Source organism: Xenorhabdus thuongxuanensis (assembly GCF_001908095.1).
Taxonomy (GTDB): domain Bacteria; phylum Pseudomonadota; class Gammaproteobacteria; order Enterobacterales; family Enterobacteriaceae; genus Xenorhabdus; species Xenorhabdus thuongxuanensis.
In genome coordinates, this window is record NZ_MKGR01000003.1 from 137,246 (window position 1) to 157,705 (window position 20,460).

At 41.7% G+C, this 20,460-nt stretch carries 19 protein-coding genes and 2 pseudogenes; 11 read left to right on the top strand and 10 right to left on the bottom strand.

The window, feature by feature from the left end; genetic code table 11:
- Nucleotides 1-17: 17 nt before the first annotated feature.
- The 4 genes from ydfG to Xentx_RS03385 form a co-directional block, all read right to left on the bottom strand.
- Complete coding sequence (gene ydfG, locus Xentx_RS03370; protein ID WP_074018867.1) at nucleotides 18-764, bottom strand: bifunctional NADP-dependent 3-hydroxy acid dehydrogenase/3-hydroxypropionate dehydrogenase YdfG; 747 nt, start codon at nucleotides 762-764, stop codon at nucleotides 18-20.
- Between the two features lie 230 nt (nucleotides 765-994).
- Nucleotides 995-2,692, bottom strand: coding sequence for an ABC transporter ATP-binding protein (locus Xentx_RS03375; protein ID WP_074018868.1), 1,698 nt, complete (start codon nucleotides 2,690-2,692; stop codon nucleotides 995-997).
- 197 nt (nucleotides 2,693-2,889) lie between these two features.
- Entirely contained in the window at nucleotides 2,890-3,816 is a 927-nt protein-coding gene (locus tag Xentx_RS03380; RefSeq protein ID WP_074018869.1) for a dimethylarginine dimethylaminohydrolase family protein, read from the bottom strand.
- Between the two features lie 33 nt (nucleotides 3,817-3,849).
- Entirely contained in the window at nucleotides 3,850-4,563 is a 714-nt protein-coding gene (locus Xentx_RS03385; RefSeq protein WP_167366742.1) for a phosphatidylserine decarboxylase, read from the bottom strand.
- A gap of 827 nt (nucleotides 4,564-5,390) precedes the next feature.
- Here Xentx_RS03385 and Xentx_RS03390 point away from each other — a divergent pair.
- The 9 genes and pseudogenes from Xentx_RS03390 to Xentx_RS03430 all read left to right on the top strand — a co-directional run.
- Nucleotides 5,391-6,821: a gamma-aminobutyraldehyde dehydrogenase gene (locus Xentx_RS03390; RefSeq protein WP_074018871.1), complete on the top strand. Its 1,431-nt coding sequence runs from the start codon at nucleotides 5,391-5,393 to the stop codon at nucleotides 6,819-6,821.
- Nucleotides 6,822-6,837: 16 nt separating this feature from the next.
- The gene (locus tag Xentx_RS03395; RefSeq protein ID WP_074018872.1) at nucleotides 6,838-7,611 is read left to right on the top strand and encodes a nuclear transport factor 2 family protein; all 774 of its coding nucleotides are present in this window, start codon (nucleotides 6,838-6,840) and stop codon (nucleotides 7,609-7,611) included.
- Between the two features lie 53 nt (nucleotides 7,612-7,664).
- Nucleotides 7,665-8,420 (top strand): FadR/GntR family transcriptional regulator, encoded by a 756-nt coding sequence (locus Xentx_RS03400; RefSeq protein WP_074018873.1) that lies wholly within the window; start codon nucleotides 7,665-7,667, stop codon nucleotides 8,418-8,420.
- Between the two features lie 27 nt (nucleotides 8,421-8,447).
- Nucleotides 8,448-9,200 carry a cache domain-containing protein gene (locus Xentx_RS03405; RefSeq protein WP_074018874.1) on the top strand — a complete coding sequence of 251 codons (753 nt, stop codon included), beginning with the start codon at nucleotides 8,448-8,450 and terminating at the stop codon, nucleotides 9,198-9,200.
- Nucleotides 9,201-9,236: 36 nt separating this feature from the next.
- Nucleotides 9,237-10,514 carry a 4-aminobutyrate--2-oxoglutarate transaminase gene (locus Xentx_RS03410; protein ID WP_074018875.1) on the top strand — a complete coding sequence of 426 codons (1,278 nt, stop codon included), beginning with the start codon at nucleotides 9,237-9,239 and terminating at the stop codon, nucleotides 10,512-10,514.
- 96 nt (nucleotides 10,515-10,610) lie between these two features.
- Complete coding sequence (locus Xentx_RS03415; protein ID WP_074018876.1) at nucleotides 10,611-11,015, top strand: DUF805 domain-containing protein; 405 nt, start codon at nucleotides 10,611-10,613, stop codon at nucleotides 11,013-11,015.
- A 25-nt stretch (nucleotides 11,016-11,040) separates the two neighbouring features.
- Nucleotides 11,041-12,582: an NAD(P)/FAD-dependent oxidoreductase gene (locus Xentx_RS03420; protein WP_074018877.1), complete on the top strand. Its 1,542-nt coding sequence runs from the start codon at nucleotides 11,041-11,043 to the stop codon at nucleotides 12,580-12,582.
- A 403-nt stretch (nucleotides 12,583-12,985) separates the two neighbouring features.
- The gene (locus Xentx_RS03425; RefSeq protein ID WP_074018878.1) at nucleotides 12,986-13,489 is read left to right on the top strand and encodes an isocitrate lyase/phosphoenolpyruvate mutase family protein; all 504 of its coding nucleotides are present in this window, start codon (nucleotides 12,986-12,988) and stop codon (nucleotides 13,487-13,489) included.
- Nucleotides 13,473-14,267 (top strand): annotated as a pseudogene (locus Xentx_RS03430) (bifunctional transcriptional activator/DNA repair enzyme AdaA); the annotation flags it as partial. The gene Xentx_RS03425 and the pseudogene Xentx_RS03430, both read left to right, overlap by 17 nt.
- A 118-nt stretch (nucleotides 14,268-14,385) precedes the next feature.
- Here Xentx_RS03430 and Xentx_RS03435 read toward each other — a convergent pair.
- The 5 genes and pseudogenes from Xentx_RS03435 to Xentx_RS03455 form a co-directional block, all read right to left on the bottom strand.
- A pseudogene (locus Xentx_RS03435) lies at nucleotides 14,386-14,586 on the bottom strand (ISNCY family transposase); the annotation flags it as partial.
- A gap of 274 nt (nucleotides 14,587-14,860) precedes the next feature.
- Nucleotides 14,861-15,316, bottom strand: a complete 456-nt coding sequence (locus Xentx_RS03440) for a YaiI/YqxD family protein (RefSeq protein ID WP_074018879.1) — start codon at nucleotides 15,314-15,316, stop codon at nucleotides 14,861-14,863.
- A 57-nt stretch (nucleotides 15,317-15,373) separates the two neighbouring features.
- Nucleotides 15,374-16,015, bottom strand: a complete 642-nt coding sequence (locus Xentx_RS03445; RefSeq protein ID WP_074018880.1) for an HAD family hydrolase — start codon at nucleotides 16,013-16,015, stop codon at nucleotides 15,374-15,376.
- Entirely contained in the window at nucleotides 16,012-16,476 is a 465-nt protein-coding gene (locus Xentx_RS03450) for a nucleotide triphosphate diphosphatase NUDT15 (RefSeq protein WP_074018881.1), read from the bottom strand. The genes Xentx_RS03445 and Xentx_RS03450 overlap by 4 nt, the downstream gene beginning before the upstream one ends.
- Nucleotides 16,477-16,479: 3 nt before the next feature.
- Nucleotides 16,480-17,739 (bottom strand): FAD-dependent monooxygenase, encoded by a 1,260-nt coding sequence (locus Xentx_RS03455; RefSeq protein ID WP_074018882.1) that lies wholly within the window; start codon nucleotides 17,737-17,739, stop codon nucleotides 16,480-16,482.
- A 328-nt stretch (nucleotides 17,740-18,067) separates the two neighbouring features.
- Here Xentx_RS03455 and Xentx_RS03460 point away from each other — a divergent pair, with 328 nt between their 5' ends.
- Nucleotides 18,068-18,664 (top strand): TetR/AcrR family transcriptional regulator, encoded by a 597-nt coding sequence (locus Xentx_RS03460; protein WP_083600862.1) that lies wholly within the window; start codon nucleotides 18,068-18,070, stop codon nucleotides 18,662-18,664.
- A gap of 203 nt (nucleotides 18,665-18,867) precedes the next feature.
- Here the strand turns inward: Xentx_RS03460 and Xentx_RS03465 are convergent, their stop codons facing one another.
- Complete coding sequence (locus Xentx_RS03465; RefSeq protein WP_074018884.1) at nucleotides 18,868-19,971, bottom strand: alkene reductase; 1,104 nt, start codon at nucleotides 19,969-19,971, stop codon at nucleotides 18,868-18,870.
- Nucleotides 19,972-20,166: 195 nt separating this feature from the next.
- Here Xentx_RS03465 and Xentx_RS20060 point away from each other — a divergent pair, with 195 nt between their 5' ends.
- The gene (locus tag Xentx_RS20060) at nucleotides 20,167-20,412 is read left to right on the top strand and encodes a GrpB family protein (protein ID WP_422645859.1); all 246 of its coding nucleotides are present in this window, start codon (nucleotides 20,167-20,169) and stop codon (nucleotides 20,410-20,412) included.
- Nucleotides 20,413-20,460: the final 48 nt, after the last annotated feature.

Below are 20,460 nucleotides of genomic sequence, written 5' to 3' on the forward strand. Positions count from 1 at the left end.
GAGAATGTTGGTAACTATTAATCCCTATGTACGCTTAATCCTGCGAATGATTGACAGACTGGCATCATTTCCAATGTATTAATATTGACGTGAGAAGGTAGGTTAGCAACCCAAAATACCGCTTCTGCAATATCGTTCGTTGTCAATGCATCGGCGCCCGCATAAGTTTTATCAACTTTTTCCTTATTGCCTTTAAAACGAATATGAGAAAATTCGGTTCCTCCAACCAAACCAGGTTCAATATCGGTGACTCGAATATTCTTTCCATGCAAATCGGCTCTCAAGCCTAGACTAAACTGCTTGACAAAGGCTTTGGTGGCACCATATACGTTACCGCCAGCATAAGGCCAATTTGCTGCGGTGGAACCAATATTGATAATGTGCCCATGATTGGCTTGTACCATATTAGGCAGCAAAGCCCGCGTCATGTTCACTAGTCCTTTAATATTGGTATCGATCATTGTTTCCCAGTCATCAGGGTTAGATTGGTGAGCAGGTTCTAACCCTAACGCAAGCCCTGCATTATTCACAAGAACGTCTACATTACGTAGGCTATCTGGCAGTTGTTGAACTGTTTGCACGATTGCTGTGCGATCTCTCACATCAAATTGGATGGGGTGGAAGTTCTCACCCAATTCATTTTTCAACTGCTTCAATTTATCCTTACGGCGTCCTGTTGCAATGATGATGGAACCATGTTTGATAAATTTTCTTGCAATTGCCTCACCGAAACCAGAAGTTGCTCCTGTCACAAAAACAATCATAACTATCCTCTTATCTGCAATTTATTATCGTAATATCCATATTAGTAGAAAAAGTTGTTCCTCATTAGTCAAGGTGGAATTATAGTTTTATTGCCAATTCATTGTTTTTTTAAAAAATTATTTAACTGTGATTTAAAAGCGTTAGAATTGAAATCGGGGAATTTACTTCGAATGAATATCTTAAGATAAACACAATGGCCCGTTAAATGCGGGCCTGGAAAGGTCAGTAATTAGTTTGCTCTTGCCTGTTCCATATATTCATGTAGAGAGCCATCAAATGCAATTTTCCCTTTGTCGATTCGGATTACTCGCTCAGCCAGTCTAAATACACGCGGATCATGGCTTATCATCAGCACAGTTTTACCACGAACGATATTGTTCAATGATTCTGCAAAGCTATTTATTTTACTATTGTCCAGATAGGTAGTAGGTTCATCAAATAGCAGTATTTCTGGTGTCTTGAGGTACAAACGCGCTAACCCAATAACTTGCCTTTCACCACCCGACAAGGAAGAACCTTTTTCGTCAATATATGAATCCAAACCATCTTTCAATTTACCAAACAGTTCATCACCGCCGGCTTTAATCAACGCAGAAATCATATCTTCTCTGGTTGATTCTGTATTGGCAATATGCAGATTATCGTATAATGTGCCTTTTATAATCTGAGTCTGTTGTGACATTACACCGAATTTTTGCAACCAACGCTGAGAATCGGGATTGTCCAGAACTTCGCCAAAAATTGAAACATGGCCTTCGTTTAATGGTGTTAAGCCAGTCACGATATCAAATATTGTACTTTTGCCTTGGCCGTTATCACCGACGATAAGAACTCGTTCTCCTTTTTGTATAGAGATATTCATATCTCTGAACAAAGTATCTCTGTCGTTATAGGAGAATTTCTTAATGCTGATATCAATAGTATTAGTACTACAATTTTCTACTGGTTGGCTTTGTTTGCGATTATTTGGCTGATAAGCTCCCAACAATTCTAAAACCCTGTCCAGCAAAGATTTGAGTGAAGCAAACTTATTTAGGTGATTACTATATCTCTTAATAGAATCAGACATTAATTGCTCATAGGTAAATGCAGCAACAAAGTTACCTGGATTAATTGTTCCATCCATCAATAGCAAACCACCATACCAAAGCACGGCAATTGTCGATGCTAACTGTGCAAAAAAGCCAAGAGGAATGGATAGGGACATAAACAGTCCTGTGATCCTCTCGACATTTTTCACTTTAGTATTAGCATCATTAATTCTCTTCTTCTCCGATTCCTCAGAATTGAAAATCTTAACAGATTTGATCCAAGAAAGAGATTCTTGGATAACACCAGTTAATCGTGAGTTATAAATTTGCAGAATTCTTTCATAAACGGCCACTCTATTCGTGATTGGCTTGCTAATTACAGTTGTCAGACAAACCATCATAAATGCCAAAATAGCCAATTTAATATCAATCAGAGCCATAGCAATAAATGGACCAATTATTGATAGCGTGTCATAGAGAAATTCGCTATATAAATCTCTAACTCTATCTGCTACAAGGTAAGTATCGTTTTTTATTCTGAACGCCAGATTCGCTGAGTGAAATTTTCGAGTGATATGATAAGGAAAAGAGAGGAAAGAATCGACCAACGATTTCCTCATGTTATAACTCAATTCTGATGCATTAATTGTTTGCATCCAAATAATAATGGCATGGCTTATGACAATTAATAATGACACTGCGATTAGAGAAGCAATTAATTCATTAAATGAAAAGGAAAGAATTAACTTATCCTTTAATAAAATGTTGACTAATTCTTGAACCAGAAATGGAAATAAAACCTCCGCTAAAGCTGCCACTATTGTAAAAACAATAGCCAGCACCAATGCTGTTTTTTGTTTACGTATAAAAGAATAAAGGAATATAATATATTTCATATACTGATCACTGTTAAGTTATCAATCTAACTATTATAGATAATATGTTAAAACTTACCATCCTATAAAAAAGCGACCAACTCCGTCCTTGGAGTATATTTATCCTGTGTCAATAAAATGCAATTTATATTGCAATTAACTCAATAATTTCGCATGAAATCATGTGATTAATATTATTGAATAATTTATTGCAACCTTTAGATTACCTGTATTTTATAAGAGTATCTATTTAAATGCATAACCATGCAGGATAGCAGGGCACCGCTCTTCATATATTCAGATAAATTGAAAAGTTTTGGCGTTAATGCCAATTTAGAGCAAATTTTTTCCAACTCATGGTTTTTGTTCATTTCATAGATATACTCCTCCGTACCTGCTTTCAGATCATTAATATTAGATGAACAGAGAATATGTTGATTAACTCTGACAGAGTTACAAATTCCACTGTATGCAACATCTTTGCTAATACTGATGATGTTGGTTACTTTTTCTAGTTCTTTCAGCTCTTCGCTGTTAAATCCGTCGGTATAAACAAGTGTATTTTCTTTATCCAAAGAGAAGATGCTGCAATCTAAATGGTAAAGATAAGGATCTCTTTCTTCCACTTTCACGATTTTTAGGCCGAATTTCTCTTCCATCCAGTCATAAGTTTTAATATCACTTCTTATTCCATAACCACCGACTAATACATTGTCATGTAGATATTTTAACTCAGCTTCACCTTCAAAATAGTAGGGTGAAACTTCAGTTTTATAGCCCAATGATTCAAAGAAATTTACCCCAATAGGTGTTTCTGATCTTCTGATTTCTGATGCAAAATTGGCAACTATTGCGGTTGGATCTTCATCACCAATAATAATTCCCAAGTTAGCAACATATACTTGATCTTGTAGTTCCTGGTGAGTATCAGATGGCAGCAAATAAACTAACGATTGTGATGACATAAAGCTATATAGTTTATAGAACTGCCTTAAAGCCACTTTACTGTTAACATTGATAGCGGACTCATCCAGTTCCTCCATCCAAATGTTATTTCTTACATTGGTATTTAATGAAAATGGAGGAGATAACAAAAACACTGGCATTTTCAGGTCAGAAATGATATTAGGAGAATTCTTTAACATTTTTAAACCTCAATTTTAGTTTATATTATTTGTTTATAGAGAGTCATCGTTAATTCTAACTATCTTAGTCATACCACCAGTAACATGTTCTTTTGCAGTTACCAATGAAGTTAATTCATCATCATTAGCGACAGGGATCACTAAGTCTACTTGTGAACCATACCGAATCATTGAAAACCTATCACCCTGATATACAGCAGTATTTTGTTGTATATGGAACGGTGTTATCGTATCAACATCATAATCACCGACTTGAACCATATAATATTCTCTATTAATGCCAGGAGAGTAGACTTTATTGACAACTCGTTGGTTTAGATATAAATAGTCGTCATAAATTAATTCAATATTCTCTTTATAAAAAATATTATTCTCTACATCAATCATTGGTAGATTGTTGGTTTCCAGAGGTTCATGTTCTGCGTAACTAAGGATACCATCGTAAGGAACTCTATTAATATGCACGTCATAACATGTCATAAAGATACCAATGACAAGCGATCGCTTATTATAGTTTCTATCTCTGATGATATCCTGAATGCTATATTTTTTTCCTTTTACTTCAGTGATCGCTTCATCTGGGTTTAATATTCCACTATAGATAACGAACCCATCAGCAGGAGATAGAAAATATCTATCATCCGTATTGATTGTTCTCGCTGGATCCCTGAAAAAGCCTTCCTGAAAATAAGTTTCAGGTGGAAGATCAGGTAGCCCATTAAATATCGATTTAATGGCTTCGTTCATTTTGCTATTCATTATTACCTCTAAAAATGTTCGTCAACTAGAACATGAAACAGAGAAAAAACAACATCATGCAAACATTTACAGCGAGATATGCTACAACCTATTATTAATTATTCAATTTTATTTTATTTGAGGGGATATTTATTTTTTGTTTGTCAATAAACACAATTTCACCTAAGTTATCTAGATTGATATATATAACCAATTAAATATAAATACATTTGTGATATAAATTATGGATAGTAAGGTAGTATATTATATATATCTGTCAGTGATATTTATCACAAATGTAAGAAAATATTTAATTAAAATTGAGATAAATGAAATTAAAAGGTCAATTTTTGATCTACTCTTACAATTGGAATAGGGAGGATTTTTATGAGCTGATATAACGTTACAAGTCAATTGAAAGAAATGCAGAATTTAATACTTGAATACCTGTACTTTAAGTAATTACACAAAAACAACAAATTAATTACATTTTCATGGCATATTTTATTTGCTTTACCAATATCCAGAAATTATTTGCGTAAGAATTCAGATATTTTGCAAATATATGCAAAAATTAAAAGTGATATCGAAAAAATATATGACAACAACCCTAAATTTTATAATCAGTTGAAATTACATAAACCATAGAAATCTTCGATCCTTCTCACAGATTTGTATTTTTTTTCTGATGAAAACATTAAAAGTTACATGTATGTATCTAGTTTTTCTCTTGTTTTTACATTTTTGCTACAAATTTGACTAAAATGCAACCGTTAAATATATTAAATCATAGGTTATATTTTATCCCATTCAATCCATAAGGAGAGGAAGTAACCATGTCGATACCAACGCTCAGGCACTTCATTGATGGTCAGTATATTGAATCTAAAGGTTCCGAATATTTTGAGCTAGTGAGTCCGGTCACTGGTGAATCTTATGCGCGTTCTCCTAACGCGACCGCGGCGGATGTTGATGATGCTTATGCATCAGCTAAAAAGGCATTTAAAACATGGGGGCGTAGCATACCGTCGGCACGTCAGCGCGCGTTGTTAGCGCTAGCTGATGCGATAGAAAAAAACGCCGAACGGTTGATTGAATTGCAAAGCCGTAATACAGGGCAGCTCAAGCACCTGATTGCCTCCGAAGAAGTTGCAACGTCTGTGGATCATATTCGCTTCTTCGCCGGTGCAGCTCGTTTTTTAGAAGGAAAGGCTACTGCTGAATATCTCCCTGATATGACTACCAGTATTCGGCGTGAACCGCTGGGTGTGGTGGGACAAGTTACTCCATGGAACTATCCGTTGATGATGGCAGTGTGGAAGATAGCGCCTGCTCTGGCAGCAGGTAATACCGTAGTGCTTAAACCGAGTGATACCACGCCAGAGAGCACTCTGTTGCTAGCTGAACTTGCCGCTCCATTCTTCCCTACCGGTACTTTCAACGTAGTGTTGGGTAATGCTAGCGCGGGCGTCCTGGTAGTTTCACACAAAACACCTGCTATGGTTTCTATTACTGGTTCTACACGTGCAGGTGTTCAGGTTGCCTCTTCGGCGGCGGCTAATCTCACCAGAGCACATCTGGAACTGGGTGGCAAAGCGCCGGTGATTATTTTTGCCGATGCGGATGTAGACAAGGCGGTGGAAACTATTGCTATTGCGGGGTACTTTAACGCTGGTCAGGACTGTACGGCGGCTTCACGTGTACTGGTGCATGAATCTATTCACGATATCTTCGTTACTAAATTGGTAGCAGCTGCTAAAGCTACCCGTTTTGGCGATCCAGAAGATAAAGAAGCGCTGTATGGGCCGCTTAATAATGTTCGCCAGCTAGAGCAGGTCAAAGGGTTTATTGCGCGCCTGCCCGCTCATGCCCGTATCGAAACAGGAGGTCGTCAGGCCAATCGATCGGGATATTATTTTGAACCTACGGTGATTACCGGTCTGGAGCAATACGATGAAGTGATTCAAACCGAGATTTTTGGCCCTGTCATCACAGTGCAGAAGTTCTTAACAGAACAGGAAGCTATCGAGAAAGCCAATGATGTGAAATACGGGTTAGCCTCCAGTGTCTGGACCCGTGACCATGGTCGTGCGTTGCGCCTGTCTCGCGAGCTTGATTTTGGAACTGTCTGGATTAACACCCATATTCCTCTTACAGCAGAAGCACCACATGGTGGCTTCAAGAACTCTGGGTACGGTAAAGATTTGTCGGCTTATGGTTTTGAAGAATATACACGTATTAAACACGTGATGAGTTCCAACGATTGATACAAGGACACCCACAATGAATCAAAATAGATCTTCGCGCGACCTGGTATTACGTGCGCACTACGAGCTGTTTACTGACCGTGATGTGGGAGCGCTTGAGCGTTATTTTGCACCGAATTTCATCGAGCATTCCCCATTGATTAAAGATGGTCTTGCCGGGCTGAGTGAGTTGGTACAGTCACATCCTGAACTGCATCATGAAACATCTCGCGTACTACAGGATGGTGATTTTGTTGCTATCCACGGTCGTTTTACGGGGTTAGACGATCAGCCGTTGGTTGGTTTCGATCTGTACCGAGTTGCTGATGGCTTAATCGTGGAGCACTGGGATGGTTTAGTACCGCAGTCCGTGCCCAACGCCAGTGGCCGAACTCAGTTAGATGGCCCGATTGAAACGGGCTATAGCAGTGATAGGGAGAAGAATCGCGAATTAGTAGTTAATTTTTTCACGCGAACCTTGATCGAAGGGCACTATGATGAATTCGGCAACTATACCAATGGTGAGGAGTTTCGCCAGCACAGCCCCGATATTCCCGATGGCACGGCTGCAGTTGTTGCGTTTCTTAAGCAACTTAAAGATGAAGGAAGGGGACTGCATTATACAAAAATCCATCGTACAGTAGCTGACGGTCAATTTGTTCTGACTCATTCAGAAGGAAGTATTGCCGGAGCACGTCATAGCTACTTTGAGCTATGGCGCGTCGAGAACGGCAAAGTGGCTGAGCTTTGGGATGCTATCTCACCAGTACCAGAGGACGCGCAAGCACTGCATCGCCACGGTATTTTTTAGTGTTATTTGCAGACATGCTGAAATCCCGCATTATTTCAATCAGGAATTAGAGAATGACGGCATATTCCATTATTTACGCACCGCTCGATCAGGCTACCAGAACCGAACAGGTTGTGGAACGTTTAAGTAACGCGATCATTTCAGGGATATTACAGACCGATGAGCAGTTACCTAATGAAAACGAACTGTCGCGGCTGTTGGGTGTGTCGCCGGTAACTGTTCGTGACGCCCTGAACACACTGCGTGCCAGGCAGTTGATCGATACTCGGCGCGGACGTCATGGCGGTAGTTTTGTGTGCCAGGTTTCCGTTGAGACAATGCAGAAATATCACCCGTTGCGGCTGATGGCTTCAGGAGAACTGGCGGATTTCAGCGAATTTCACTGTGCAGTGATTGGCCACAGTGCGAGGCTTGCGGCTCAACGTTCAACGCCAGGTGAACTGAAAAAGCTTGAACAACTGATTGAAAACTTTGCTGCCGCGACGCAACCGGATGTCCGTATACAAACAGATATGCGTTGTCTGTTAACCCTGGCATCTCAGTCACAGTCGGCTAGGCTTGCCAATAAAGAGTTGGAGATTCAAGCCGAATGGGTGCCTTTAATGGTACTTTTGTACCGAGAGGATGCCATTCATAGTGAGGTTGCCGCCGCCTGGTATACACTTTTGGCCGCTCTGTATAAAGGGGATTGCTTTGCCTGCCACCAGCTGGCACAGAAGATGATTACTCGAATTACTGACCACCTGCTTGAATGCAAATTGCGTATGGATACTGATGCGCCGTTCTTGCAGAGATCTTATAGCGAGTAATGGGCTGCATTCATCACTGGGGAACATATGCACAACGACATATACGTAGAACGAGCCAGGAGCATCCTGGACGATATCTTGGTCGCAGCGCAGCGAGCTACTGCAACTTTAGCGGATAAGACAGCGCGTATTTTATTAGAGCTGCCGTTATATCGTACGGAAGGTGTCCGCTTGGAGCAAGATCAGCGCAACGCATTGCAAAAACATATTCATGATGTACTGCATCACAACGTCTGGTGTAACGGGGCGGGATTTGCCAGCTATGCGGTAACGAAGACGGTTGAGGAGGAGAGTGATTACTGGACGCTGGAGTGGTGGCGTCAGGAAGGAAATACCATTCAATATGCGCAGTTGGAACAAAATCAGGAGCAGCGCAGGCGTCTAGATTTCCGCTTGTTTGAGTGGTTTCGGCAGCCGGCCACTCGCCGTCGTCCCGTCATTGATGGTCCCTATGTGGATTATGTCTGTAATGGCGCTTACACGATTACGATAGCCCATCCGGTGCTTATCGGTGAGGAGTTTGCCGGTGTTGCGGCGGTGGATATTCTGGTTTCGACACTGGATCGGCTACTTCTGCCGATTCTAGGTGCTATCGGTAAGCCAGCATTAATTATTAATGACGATGCGCGTGTCGTGACTTCAACAGTGCCAGGAGTACGTTCAGGCTCACTATTGAAGAATCAAGACGTTAATTGGTCGACCGATGGTGAAACGCCTTCACTGCGTTTGGTTATCCTACCGTCATTACATACTGAATCACTCAGGGCATTTGTCTGCTGAATCCCACTTATTCAGATTACTCAGGAGCTTTTACTTATGGTTGAATCTATGTTAGCTAAAAGGCGCAGCGCGGCTATCGCAAAAGGCGTAGGAGTGACCACACAAGTCTATGTTGAACGTGCGGAAAACGCTGAAATCTGGGATGCTCAGGGGCAACGTTATATTGATTTTGCCGCTGGTATTGCTGTAGTGAATACTGGCCACCGCCATCCGCGCATCATTACCGCAGCCAGAAAGCAGTTGGAACAATTTACTCATACCTGTCATCAAGTAGTGCCTTATGAAAATTATGTAGCGCTAGCTGAACGACTGAACTGTCTGGTGCCGGGTAATTTTGTGAAAAAAACAGTCTTTGTTACTACCGGAGCTGAGGCAGTAGAAAATGCCGTAAAAATCGCGCGTGCTGCTACCGGACGCAGCGGTGTAGTGGCTTTCAGTGGCGCTTTTCATGGCCGTACCTTCCTAGGTATGTCATTAACAGGTAAAGTTGCACCGTACAAAATGGGATTTGGCCAGCTTGTTAACGATGTTTACCGTGTTCCCTTTCCGGTAGAACTGCACGGTATCAGCGTAGAACAGACACTGAATGCACTGGAGAATCTCTTCAAAACCGATATTGAGCCTACACGCGTCGCTGCCATTATCATAGAACCGGTACAGGGCGAGGGCGGTTTCTATCCTGCACCTTCCGAGCTACTCAAATCCTTACGTGAAATTGCCGATCGCTACGGCATTGTACTCATTGCCGATGAGATTCAGACAGGTTTCGCACGTACGGGTAAACTGTTTGCCATGGAACATTATGAGGTTTCAGCCGATCTGACCACGATGGCAAAAGGTTTGGCAGGGGGATTCCCTCTGGCAGCTGTAACGGGACGAGCAGAACTAATGGATGCAGTGGTACCAGGTGGCTTGGGAGGAACTTATGGAGGTAACCCAGTGGCAATTGCGGCTGGCCATGCGGTGCTGGATGTGATCGAAGAAGAGAATCTGACTGAGCGTGCAATGCAATTGGGAGAACGACTAAAACAATGTTTGCATGAACTGCGACCTCATGTTCCACAGATTGCTGATATTCGTGGGCTTGGGCTGATGATTGCAGTGGAGTTTAACCGTGCGGACAGTCAGGAACCTGATGCCGATTTTACCAACGCAGTGCGTCAGAAGGCGATAGAGCGTGGTCTAATTTTGTTAACGTGTGGTGTACATGGCAACGTGGTCCGTTTCCTTCCTCCACTGACTATACAAGATGATGTTTTTGACGAGGCTCTCAACGTTCTGAAATCTGTATTGCTCGATCTGAACTGTAAATAATATGGGCCATTCTGCCGCTTAACTGGAGATATCTAAGGAAGAATACATTTGTAGCGGCAGGAAGGAGCCTGTATTGGTTCATAAGAGAGGAAAACAATGCACTGGTATTTAAATGCATTAAAGAATTATACCTGTTTTCGAGGGCGAGCTCAGCGTAAGGAATTCTGGTATTTTTTTCTATTTCAGATCGTTGCTGTTCTCATCATTTCTTTCCTAGAAAGGTTGTTTGCTGTTGCTAACCCCGAAATTTATATGGGATGGTTCAGTGCTATCTATCTACTGATTACATTTTTGCCAATGCTAGCGGTAAATGCTCGCCGTCTGCACGATATCAACTATCGTGCTTGGTGGTTACTGTTACATCTTATTCCGTTTATTGGCACTATTATTTTATTGATTCTCGCCTCTCTGAAAGGGCGGTCTGATAACAATAAACACAGTTCAAAAGATCGGATTCACTCACAAGCGAAAGTAAATAACCCAAGCCAGGCTAACGGGTAATTTCCGGTCATAAAGGAGTGCTGAAATGGAAATGAACAGAAGAGATTTTATCTCTACTGCCGCGACCTTCGTAGGGGCGGGAGTGCTTTCATCCATGCTTCCTACTACATCTTTGCTAGCTCGGACCTTAACTGCGATTGATGCCCCAGCTATCAATATTAACCAACTCCGGCCAATGCTGTTGCAAGATGCACAATACAAAACCAGCCGGTTGGGGTTGGATCCGCGGATTTGGAATTGGCATAGAGACGTGGTTGCCAATGCCATACCAGCTAACTACTATGAGGCTTCCCTGGCTGACTGGCTGGATTTTGGCAGCTTTTCCAGAGACCAGAGCTGTGAGGTTGCGGTTATTGGCGGTGGGTTATTGGGTGCTTCCACTGCACTGCATCTTGCTGAAGCGGGCGTGGATGTGATTCTGGTTGAAAAGGATAACATTGGTTCAGGAGCTTCTGGTCGTAATGGGGGACAGATGACCCCTGGAATCGCCCGCTGGGAAGCTGAAACCATACTAGAAAAATTTTCACTCGATGAGGCCAAACGTTTATGGCGTTTTGCATCGATTGAAGCGATGAATCTTGTGGATGAGCTCCGCGAGCGTTACGGCTTTGAATGTGACCGCAAATACGGTCATATTACTGCAGCGATACATCCAGGTCATATGGGGTCATTAGTAGCTAATGCTGATGCCCGTCGCCAGTTGGGAGATAGGGCGGTGAAGGTTATTGGGTCACACGAATTGCAGGAAGAATATGTGCGTTCGAGTATCTATTATGGTGCCAATATCGACAACATTGGTGGACAGGTTCAACCTCTGGCGCTGCTGAGAGGCCTAGTTTATGGCTTTGTTAGACTGGGGGGACGTGTCTATGACAGTACAAGAGTGAAGGGTATCAAGCAAGATGGTAGTAGCACAGTGATAGAAACTGAACGGGGAGTTATCAGAGCGAGTAAGGCCGTGGTATTGGGAGTACATGGCTCCACCGATGAGTTTATCTCAGGCCCTTCCACGACAATACCTTTTTTTACCTATGTAGCGGTAACTCCGCCGTTGCCGATGGATATTAAAGAATTGATCCCATCAGATCTGCCGGTCTACGATACACAGTTACAGATAGACTATTATCGTGCGGTGCGTGACAACCGTCTGCTGTTCGGTGGACAAGGAACAGGCAACTCCTGGTCACCGCGTGATGTGAATAACTACTTGCTTGATCGTATTAGAACCGTGTTCCCGCATCTGGAGAACCCCGAACTGGAATATTCCTGGAGTGGGATCAGTGATTTGACCTTGAACGGTGCTACCGATGCCCGTAAAAGCGGTGACAACATCCCTATATATATGGTGCATGGCTGGAGTGGGCATGGAGTGGCACAGACGGTACGCATTGGCAAAGCCATCAGCGACGATTTCATCGGACGAAACCAAGACCTTACTATGCTTACCAGCATTGACCACACGGGAATTCCGCTAGGTTCCTATCTCTCTCCGATGGCTATCCCATTAATTAAAGGTGCTCTTGGGATAATAAGTACACTTAATCCGGCGAATATAGTTTCGTTCTGAGTGGCGATTTCCATTAGCCGAGAGGCTGCTATAACATGCTATGGGCTCTATACAACCGCTCCCACGCCGATTTTTCGTCTATCACTCCTAAATTATCCCTCTCTTGGTCATAAGAGAGGGGAATCAGCATGGCCATTGATGGTCTTACTGGCAACGCCAAATGCTAAGAGGATGAACTCTAAAAGCTGGCATTGACCACAAAACTGCTTTGCAAGTTGCTTACGACATGTTGACAGGAAACTATAAGATATCATGTGTCAAGGCTAAGTAGAAATGTCCTGCATTTATATAATCAAACAGCATTATATTTATCGAGTGATAGCATAAAAATGCTCGTCTGATTTTCGGTTGTGACCATCTCGTCGGATGTTTACATTTATTCGATACATAACAGGAGATAGTCATGAACTTCACTAAACTTCATTATCAAAATAAACCATTACTCATAGCAAATGTCTGGGATGCGGATAGTGCGATGATAGCTCAGCAAGTAGGTTATCAAGCGTTGGGTACGTCGAGCGCAGCGATTGCCGCTACATTAGGTTACGAAGATGGTGAAGCAATGTCTTTTGATGAATTGTTATATATCGTCAGTCGTATCAAATCCATCAGTGACCTACCATTAAGTGTTGATGTTGAAGCGGGTTTTGGAAGAACAGCTAACGAGATAACCACTAATCTTAAACGTCTCTCTCAGCTTGGGGTTGTTGGGATTAACCTTGAATATAGTAAGGTGATTAACGGTATCAGACAACTTTTCGACAAACTGGGTGAACTCGGTGTAAATCGTATCTCTATGGGGAATTTTATTCATTCAGCAATTCAATCAAAGCTTAAAGATTTAATGTTAAATATCAAGTCGCAGCAGTCTTTTTCAGGTGTTTTTACTCATGAAAGTTATCGATAAAAATCAGTGCAATATCTGGTATCAGGCATTACTTGAACGTGACACTGAGTATACTGGTGTATTTTTTGTTGGTGTAAAAACTACAAAGGTATTTTGTATCTCGATATGCCGAGCACGAAAACCGAAAAGAGAAAATGTTGAATTTTATACAGATATTAAATCTGCATTAGATGCAGGATTTCGTCCTTGCAAAGTATGCCGACCAACAGAAAATGCACATAGTGCACCACTTTTTATCGAGAAAGCTCTTGATCTTGTTAGAACTAACCCCAAAACACGAATACGTGATATAGATCTCCGAAAATATAACATCAGTCCTGAACGTGTACGACGTTGGTTTTTACAAAATCATGGAATTACCTTTCACGCATTTCAACGGATGCAGCGTGTGAATATTGCACTTCAGGAGCTTAAAGGTGGACGAGCAGCTATCGATGTTGCCTTTGATAGTGGTTACGAATCATTAAGCGGTTTTGGTTATACCTACAAACAGCTCACTGGTGTTTCTCCAACAGAAAAGAGTGAAGTGATTATGATCCACCGTTTTACTACCCCCCTTGGTCCTATGTTTGTTTGTGCAACCGAACGCGGAATTTGTTTGTTAGAATTTACTGACCGCCGGATGTTAGAGACTGAATTTAGTGATCTCCAACGTTTACTAAAATCTAAAATAATATCGGGAGAAAATAATCACACTAAGCAAGCAGTAAAAGAAATTGGCGAATATTTTGCTGGAACTCGTCAGCAGTTCGATCTTCTACTTGATACCCCAGGTAGTGTAGCTCGCAAAAAATGGCTAATTGAGCACGAAAATGCTGTGCTAAGGCAAAAAATTTAACATATTGTCTTTAAATGTTTGCCTGATCTCATTATGAATAACTTGGTTTTAGCTATGGTTACTCAGTGTTACTGGTTTTTCTTGTTCCAAATAGTTCACTTGAGCGAGTCTGTAAAGTTTTCAGTGCTCCAAGCATATCGCCAGTATCCAACGAGCCTTGGGATTTCTTTTCTGTTGGCTTTTTGCGTTTACGTGATGAACCGTTTCCGACTGGAATACTCTGTGAACGGTTATTATCGTGCTTATCCTGAACCAATTTTAGCCGTTTAACATCTTCCAATGTAAAAAACTCCGCTCTATAAGCCGTCATGTGAACCTCTTAATGGTGAGCCTACGTGACGGACATCTTAACCCCCTTAGCCCAGAGCGGACATTACAACTTTGCCATTACATCTTAGGTTCGCATAATCTATATTATGTTAAATACAATCTAATGTACATTCAAGGTAAATCTCTGCCCTGCTTTATCATCAAAAATATGTTCTCTGGACAACACAACGGAAATGGTGTTTATAGAATAATCATATTTTATTTCAAGATACTTTTTTTTGTTGCAATAACCAGTTATCCAGTTCATTTGCAAACCTCTGGCGATCACGCTGGCTTAATGTAGCAGGCCCTCCCGTTTGGATTCCACTCGCTCTCATCGTATCCATAAAATCACGCATAACCAGGCGTTCACGTATTGTCGCTTCACTATAACGTTCACCACGCGGATTGAGTGCTATTGCACCTTTTTTGATCGCTTCAGCAGCAAGAGGAATATCTGCTGTGATTACTAAATCACCGATTTTTAAACGGCAAACAATTTCATTGTCAGCGACATCAAACCCTGCTGGGACTTGTAACGTTCGTAAAAAAACGGATACAGGTACACTTAGTTGTTGATTTGCCACAAATGTAATCCGTACTTTTTCACGTTGTGCTGCACGATATAATACTTCTTTTATAACTTTAGGACATGCATCAGCATCTACCCATATAGGCATAACAAATTCCTCTCAACTTCATGTTCTTAGTTATATCTAAGATATTTGCATTATTTATTAGTTGGTAAAAAAATTATTGCGTGCCAGCGAGTAAGCATCCCGCAAATCATTTCCGGCATATCTCAGGCGGGACCAAGGATTGATATATTTATCCCCGTTTACTGAGACTGTATGCGGGATAGCTTGAAAAAGTGGAATATCAGATGAAGAATCACCATAGGCGATGCAACGCAATCTATCCAGACCATATTCAGATAGTTTTTGTTCGACAATCGTTACTTTATCGGTAGGACTCAATATACCTGCTACATCCAGCTTTTCTTTGAATGGTAAAGCAGGAAAACGCGATGCAACTACGATATCCGCCCCCATGGAACGCAGATGCTCAGCAAAAAAGTCAGGAGACAAGGTTACAACCAAAGAATACTCATGGCGAAAACGAATGTCTTCTAGTACTTCTTTTAAACCAGAAATCCATGGTGCCTTTTCCACAATTCGAGTTACGTCACTGAGAGTTAATGCCCCCCAAAGTCTGTGTACTTGTGTTGCAAATTGATGGGTATCAATCTGACCTGTACTGAAATTATGCTCAAGCTCCATCAATTCCCCCAGACATCCAAGTTCACGAGCAATTTCAATACTAGCGGTAGTTCCTCTTAACAGGGTGCCATCCATATCAAAGACATGTAGTAGACTCACATTCGTTCTCCGGTCTGATTAACAAAGTAAATCCGCCAATTATCTGGTGAGTCAGTACCCAGCCAGCATGCTAGAACAGCATTGCTGGCTGGGTACAATGGAACGGGAATAACATCGGGACTAAACCAGTGCCAGGAAGAAAATACTTCCGGCTCCAATACCAATGCCTCAACATCTGTACTTATCGATGCCAGCACAGCACCTGTAATTGTGGATACAGGTGAATCAAGCTGCTGTGTTATCGCTAATATGCGCACATCATTCAAATCCGTAATACCCGCCTCTTCGGCGACTTCACGTACCGCCGCAGCTTCAAACGATTCTCCTGACTCGACATGGCCTCCAGGTAAACACCAGCATGGCACTTCGCCTGGTTTGATTCTGTATCCAAGCAATACTGCACCATCCGGTCGAATAACAATGGTTCCCACACCGATTACAGGTTTCCCGTTTTTACTCACAATTTAACCCCTTTTCAAATCAGCTAACACCGAAGATGCTGCATAATGTCCACTGATAAATGCAGCGACAATTCCCCTGAATAAGCCACAGGCATCACCTGCCACCCATACTGGTGAGTCAGGCATACGCAACTCTCCGTTAACTTCAGGATACCAACCTATTCCTTCCAGGGTGGGCCCAATCAATCTGGTTTCAGGATGGTCGATTATTGGAAACTTCTTCATCAGACTCTTAATGCCATCAAGCATCAAATTCATGAGTTTTTCACCATAAATATTTTTAAGTCTGGTTGCCGATTCTGAATCCATGTTCAATACATCCTGAAGCTTTACTCTGAAATGAGATTCAGATTTTGATAACGCCTCAAGTACTGCTGGAAGAGCTTCCTTTGCAATACCTTCATCGAGAACCCGAGTATTGAAGCCAACATTTGATCGACCGGAATATGGTCCGTCGGAGTGACCAGATACAGTCCACAATCCCAAAGTCTGTGTTAGTACCGTTTCTCCACCACGGCATGCGCAGAATGTTCTCCACTCCACCTCCCCTGACCCCAGCTGGAATTTAAGTTTTGGATCAAGTTGAGACATATTACCAAAGAATGATAAATCATGAGGCTGTTCAATGCGAAATCCAACTTCAAGCCTCCGGAAAGATTGCCGTGACTTATCTGGGATTCCTAGTGGACCAAAACGGCCGCTGGCTACAATGACACGTCGAACATGGAGAGTTTTAAATGAGTCTTTACCATCAGTTAAAGTAAACTCAAAATAATCATGCTCGGGCAAATAGCGATAGTGAGACACCTGTGTATCGGTCAAAATATCGGACTCGGTACTCTGAACCAATTGGGTGATAAGTTCCAGTCTCGCTTGTAGAGATAAATAGTCAGAAGGGTAATCTTTGAGCATCCATTCTCCGCTTCCTACCGTATAGGCTTTAGGATGGTCTGGAAATGGGGGGGTATCCAGTCCATAAGAAGTAAGCAAATTGCAAGTCCAGTCATAAGCTGCATGCAAAGCATCCTGCTGCGGCAGATCCCAAAGATGACTTGCCGATGGGAAAAATGAGAATTTTCCATCAGAATATAAACCTGCACCACCATGACCTTGGGTAAGCTCTTCTTCAATATCTTTGTCACGTTTCTGAATAGCTCTTCCTTGATCAATCAGAATTGAATGAAGGCCATTACCTTTAAGACGTTGTGCCGCAGCCAGCCCAGCAGGACCGGCACCAATAATTGCAACATCATATTCAACCACAAAACACTCCTTATCCTTATATGCCAACATAGGCATCCTCTTCGTTGTCAATAACACCAAGAAGTACTTACAATAGATACGATTCGCATCGCATCGCATCCAAATTGAGGTAAAAAATTTAAAGAAAAGATAGAATTGATTCTGCTCCTTACTTACTACATGCTTTAACTGCGACCAGCACGCTGTTTCAGCCTAAGTTCAGTGGAGCCTGCCTATCATTTTGTGTGAATGGCTCAATATTCAATACGGCTCATATCGAATATGTGCTATGCTGCAACACGTCATAATTGATGTCAACGAATAAAAGACACAGTATGAGGAGCATATTTTGTTATCCCCAACTCGATCTGGCCGACCAAGAAGCGCCGCAGCAACAAAAGCCGTATTGACCACTGCTCTGGAGTTAGCACATATAGGAGGAATTCAGCACGTAACAATTGAACGCATTGCACAACATGCCAACGTTGCAAAATCGACCATATATCGCAGATGGCCGAACGCATCAGCGGTTGTTATGGATGCTTTTTTACAAGATATTGAGTCATCTATAATTTACCAACCAACCACCTCTACTCCGGAAACAGTTAAACAAACAATTCAATCATTAATCAATGCGTTATCTGGAAAAAGAGGGAAGCTTTTGCGCTATTTAATTGGCGTGGCGCAGCGCAATGAAGAACTACAGAAGGCGTTTATTCAACAATGGATCGAACCCCGCCGACAGCTCGGAATAAAAGTCCTTAACCAAGCGATCAATCGTGGGGAGTTGCATTCATCTTCTGACCCTGAACTGATTCTGGACATGCTCTATGGTGCACTATATTACCGTATGATCATCTCTTTCACACATCCTGACTCTTCATTCGTAAATCAGCTTGTAGATCGTGTGTTTCATGGTCTATATCAGAAACACGCTGACAAATAACTACTTTTACCTAGTCGTTAGTTTTATCTCTGTGATCGAGATCGATAGCCAAAATAATTGCAGAGACCATGCGGTGCTTTCCCCCTTCAAATATCGCTACTCCATTTTTAGCAGCAGAATTACCAAAATAGATAGAGGACCATAACAGCTTTGGCAAATAACAGCGGCTTCACTGAAGCTATCCGGCTTAGCCGCCTATAAAATTAATAATTAGCCTTCAACCAGTCGGTATATCCTTTTGCTCCATTACCGTAATAGGCGTCATTATTTGCATCAACCAGTTCAATACCATAGCGTAGACGTTCTACCAAATCGGGATTAGGAATAAACGGACGTCCAAATGCAATTGCATCCACCTTACCTTCCGCGCGACGGGAAATCGCCATTTCAAGGTCATAATTGTTGTTACCGATATAAGCTCCGTCGAACAACGATCTGAGTGCATCGAGATCAATACCCTCAGGAATATCACGATTTTTTCCCGTTGTTCCTTCAACAAAATGGAGATAAGCCAGTTTGAATTTATTGAGTTGCTGAATCAGGTAGCTATATGTCGTCATCACATTACTATCAAGTGGAGTGTCTCCTACTTCTGTTGTCACTGGAGACAATCTAATACCAACTCGACCATCGCCCCAAATATGGGCTACAGCATCAACAACTTCGAGGATCAATCTGGCTCGGTTTTCAATTGAACCACCGTATTGATCGGTGCGATGGTTAGTTGAATCACGTAGAAACTGTTCTAGGAGATAATTGTTAGCAGCATGAACTTCTACACCATCAAACCCTGCGCGTTTAGCACATTTTGCCGCATGTCTATACTGCTCGATAATATAGGGGATTTCGTTGGTTCCAAGTGCACGCGGTATGGAAGCTCTTTCTATGCCACGATTGGTAAAAACATTCCCGTCTGTTTCCATAACAGATGGAGCTACAGGTGCTTCTCTATTTGGTTGAAGATCAACGTGTGAGAAACGACCGACATGCCACAATTGCATTACAATCTTACCACCAGCAACATGAATAGCATCTGTGACTTTTTTCCACCCTGCTACCTGATCTTCTGTCCAGATTCCAGGAGTCATGGCATAACCGCGTCCCTGTGCTGAAATATTGGCTGCTTCTGAAATGATTAAACCTGCACTCACACGCTGAACATAATATGTAGCATTAAGTTCATTTGGGATCCCATCCTCATTCGTGCGACCACGTGTTAAAGGTGCCATAACAATACGGTTGGAAAGTTCAATTTCTCCTAATTTGGTAGGTGAGAAAAGATCGGTTCTAATACTATTATCGATCATAATATTTCCTATTTTTTATATTGATATAATGGTTCGACCAATACACAAATTTATAACTTTGTGAAATTATAACTGAAACAGTATATGTCAAAAAAATTAATTTCCATTAAATCGCTTATTATGTCTTTTTGTGAAGGAGATCCGAATGAAAACCCGTGGGTTAACGGTATTAATCAGATACTGTAACCTATTATTATTCCCTACGATACTGAATGGAATAATATTTACAATGAAGAAAAAAATAAAATCCAGAAACAATTTCATATTAAAATTATTAATATTAAACATATTAGTTATACGGCTGTGCCTGGTTTATCTGCAAAGCCCGTTATTGATATCGATTTAATCGTTTCCGATCCTACACAAGAAACAGACTACATCCCTGCCCTTGAAAAATTAGGTTACATATTACAAGTAAGGGAATTTATCAGTAATCTATAAGTATGAGTGAAATTCAATGACATGTCTCACTTTTTCCAGAACCTTACG

Excerpts from the sequence above, each read along its gene's own strand:
- Xentx_RS03425 (WP_074018878.1), top strand. The coding sequence starts at position 12,986 with ATGAACTTCACTAAACTTCATTATCAAAATAAACCATTACTCATAGCA.
- ydfG (WP_074018867.1), bottom strand. The coding sequence starts at position 764 with ATGATTGTTTTTGTGACAGGAGCAACTTCTGGTTTCGGTGAGGCAATT.
- Xentx_RS03385 (WP_167366742.1), bottom strand. The coding sequence starts at position 4,563 with ATGAACGAAGCCATTAAATCGATATTTAATGGGCTACCTGATCTTCCA.
- Xentx_RS03395 (WP_074018872.1), top strand. The coding sequence starts at position 6,838 with ATGAATCAAAATAGATCTTCGCGCGACCTGGTATTACGTGCGCACTAC.
- Xentx_RS03405 (WP_074018874.1), top strand. The coding sequence starts at position 8,448 with ATGCACAACGACATATACGTAGAACGAGCCAGGAGCATCCTGGACGAT.
- Xentx_RS03465 (WP_074018884.1), bottom strand. The coding sequence starts at position 19,971 with ATGATCGATAATAGTATTAGAACCGATCTTTTCTCACCTACCAAATTA.
- Xentx_RS03375 (WP_074018868.1), bottom strand. The coding sequence starts at position 2,692 with ATGAAATATATTATATTCCTTTATTCTTTTATACGTAAACAAAAAACA.
- Xentx_RS03415 (WP_074018876.1), top strand. The coding sequence starts at position 10,611 with ATGCACTGGTATTTAAATGCATTAAAGAATTATACCTGTTTTCGAGGG.
- Xentx_RS03420 (WP_074018877.1), top strand. The coding sequence starts at position 11,041 with ATGGAAATGAACAGAAGAGATTTTATCTCTACTGCCGCGACCTTCGTA.
- Xentx_RS03380 (WP_074018869.1), bottom strand. The coding sequence starts at position 3,816 with ATGTTAAAGAATTCTCCTAATATCATTTCTGACCTGAAAATGCCAGTG.
- Xentx_RS03410 (WP_074018875.1), top strand. The coding sequence starts at position 9,237 with ATGGTTGAATCTATGTTAGCTAAAAGGCGCAGCGCGGCTATCGCAAAA.
- Xentx_RS03400 (WP_074018873.1), top strand. The coding sequence starts at position 7,665 with ATGACGGCATATTCCATTATTTACGCACCGCTCGATCAGGCTACCAGA.
- Xentx_RS03390 (WP_074018871.1), top strand. The coding sequence starts at position 5,391 with ATGTCGATACCAACGCTCAGGCACTTCATTGATGGTCAGTATATTGAA.
- Xentx_RS03440 (WP_074018879.1), bottom strand. The coding sequence starts at position 15,316 with ATGCCTATATGGGTAGATGCTGATGCATGTCCTAAAGTTATAAAAGAA.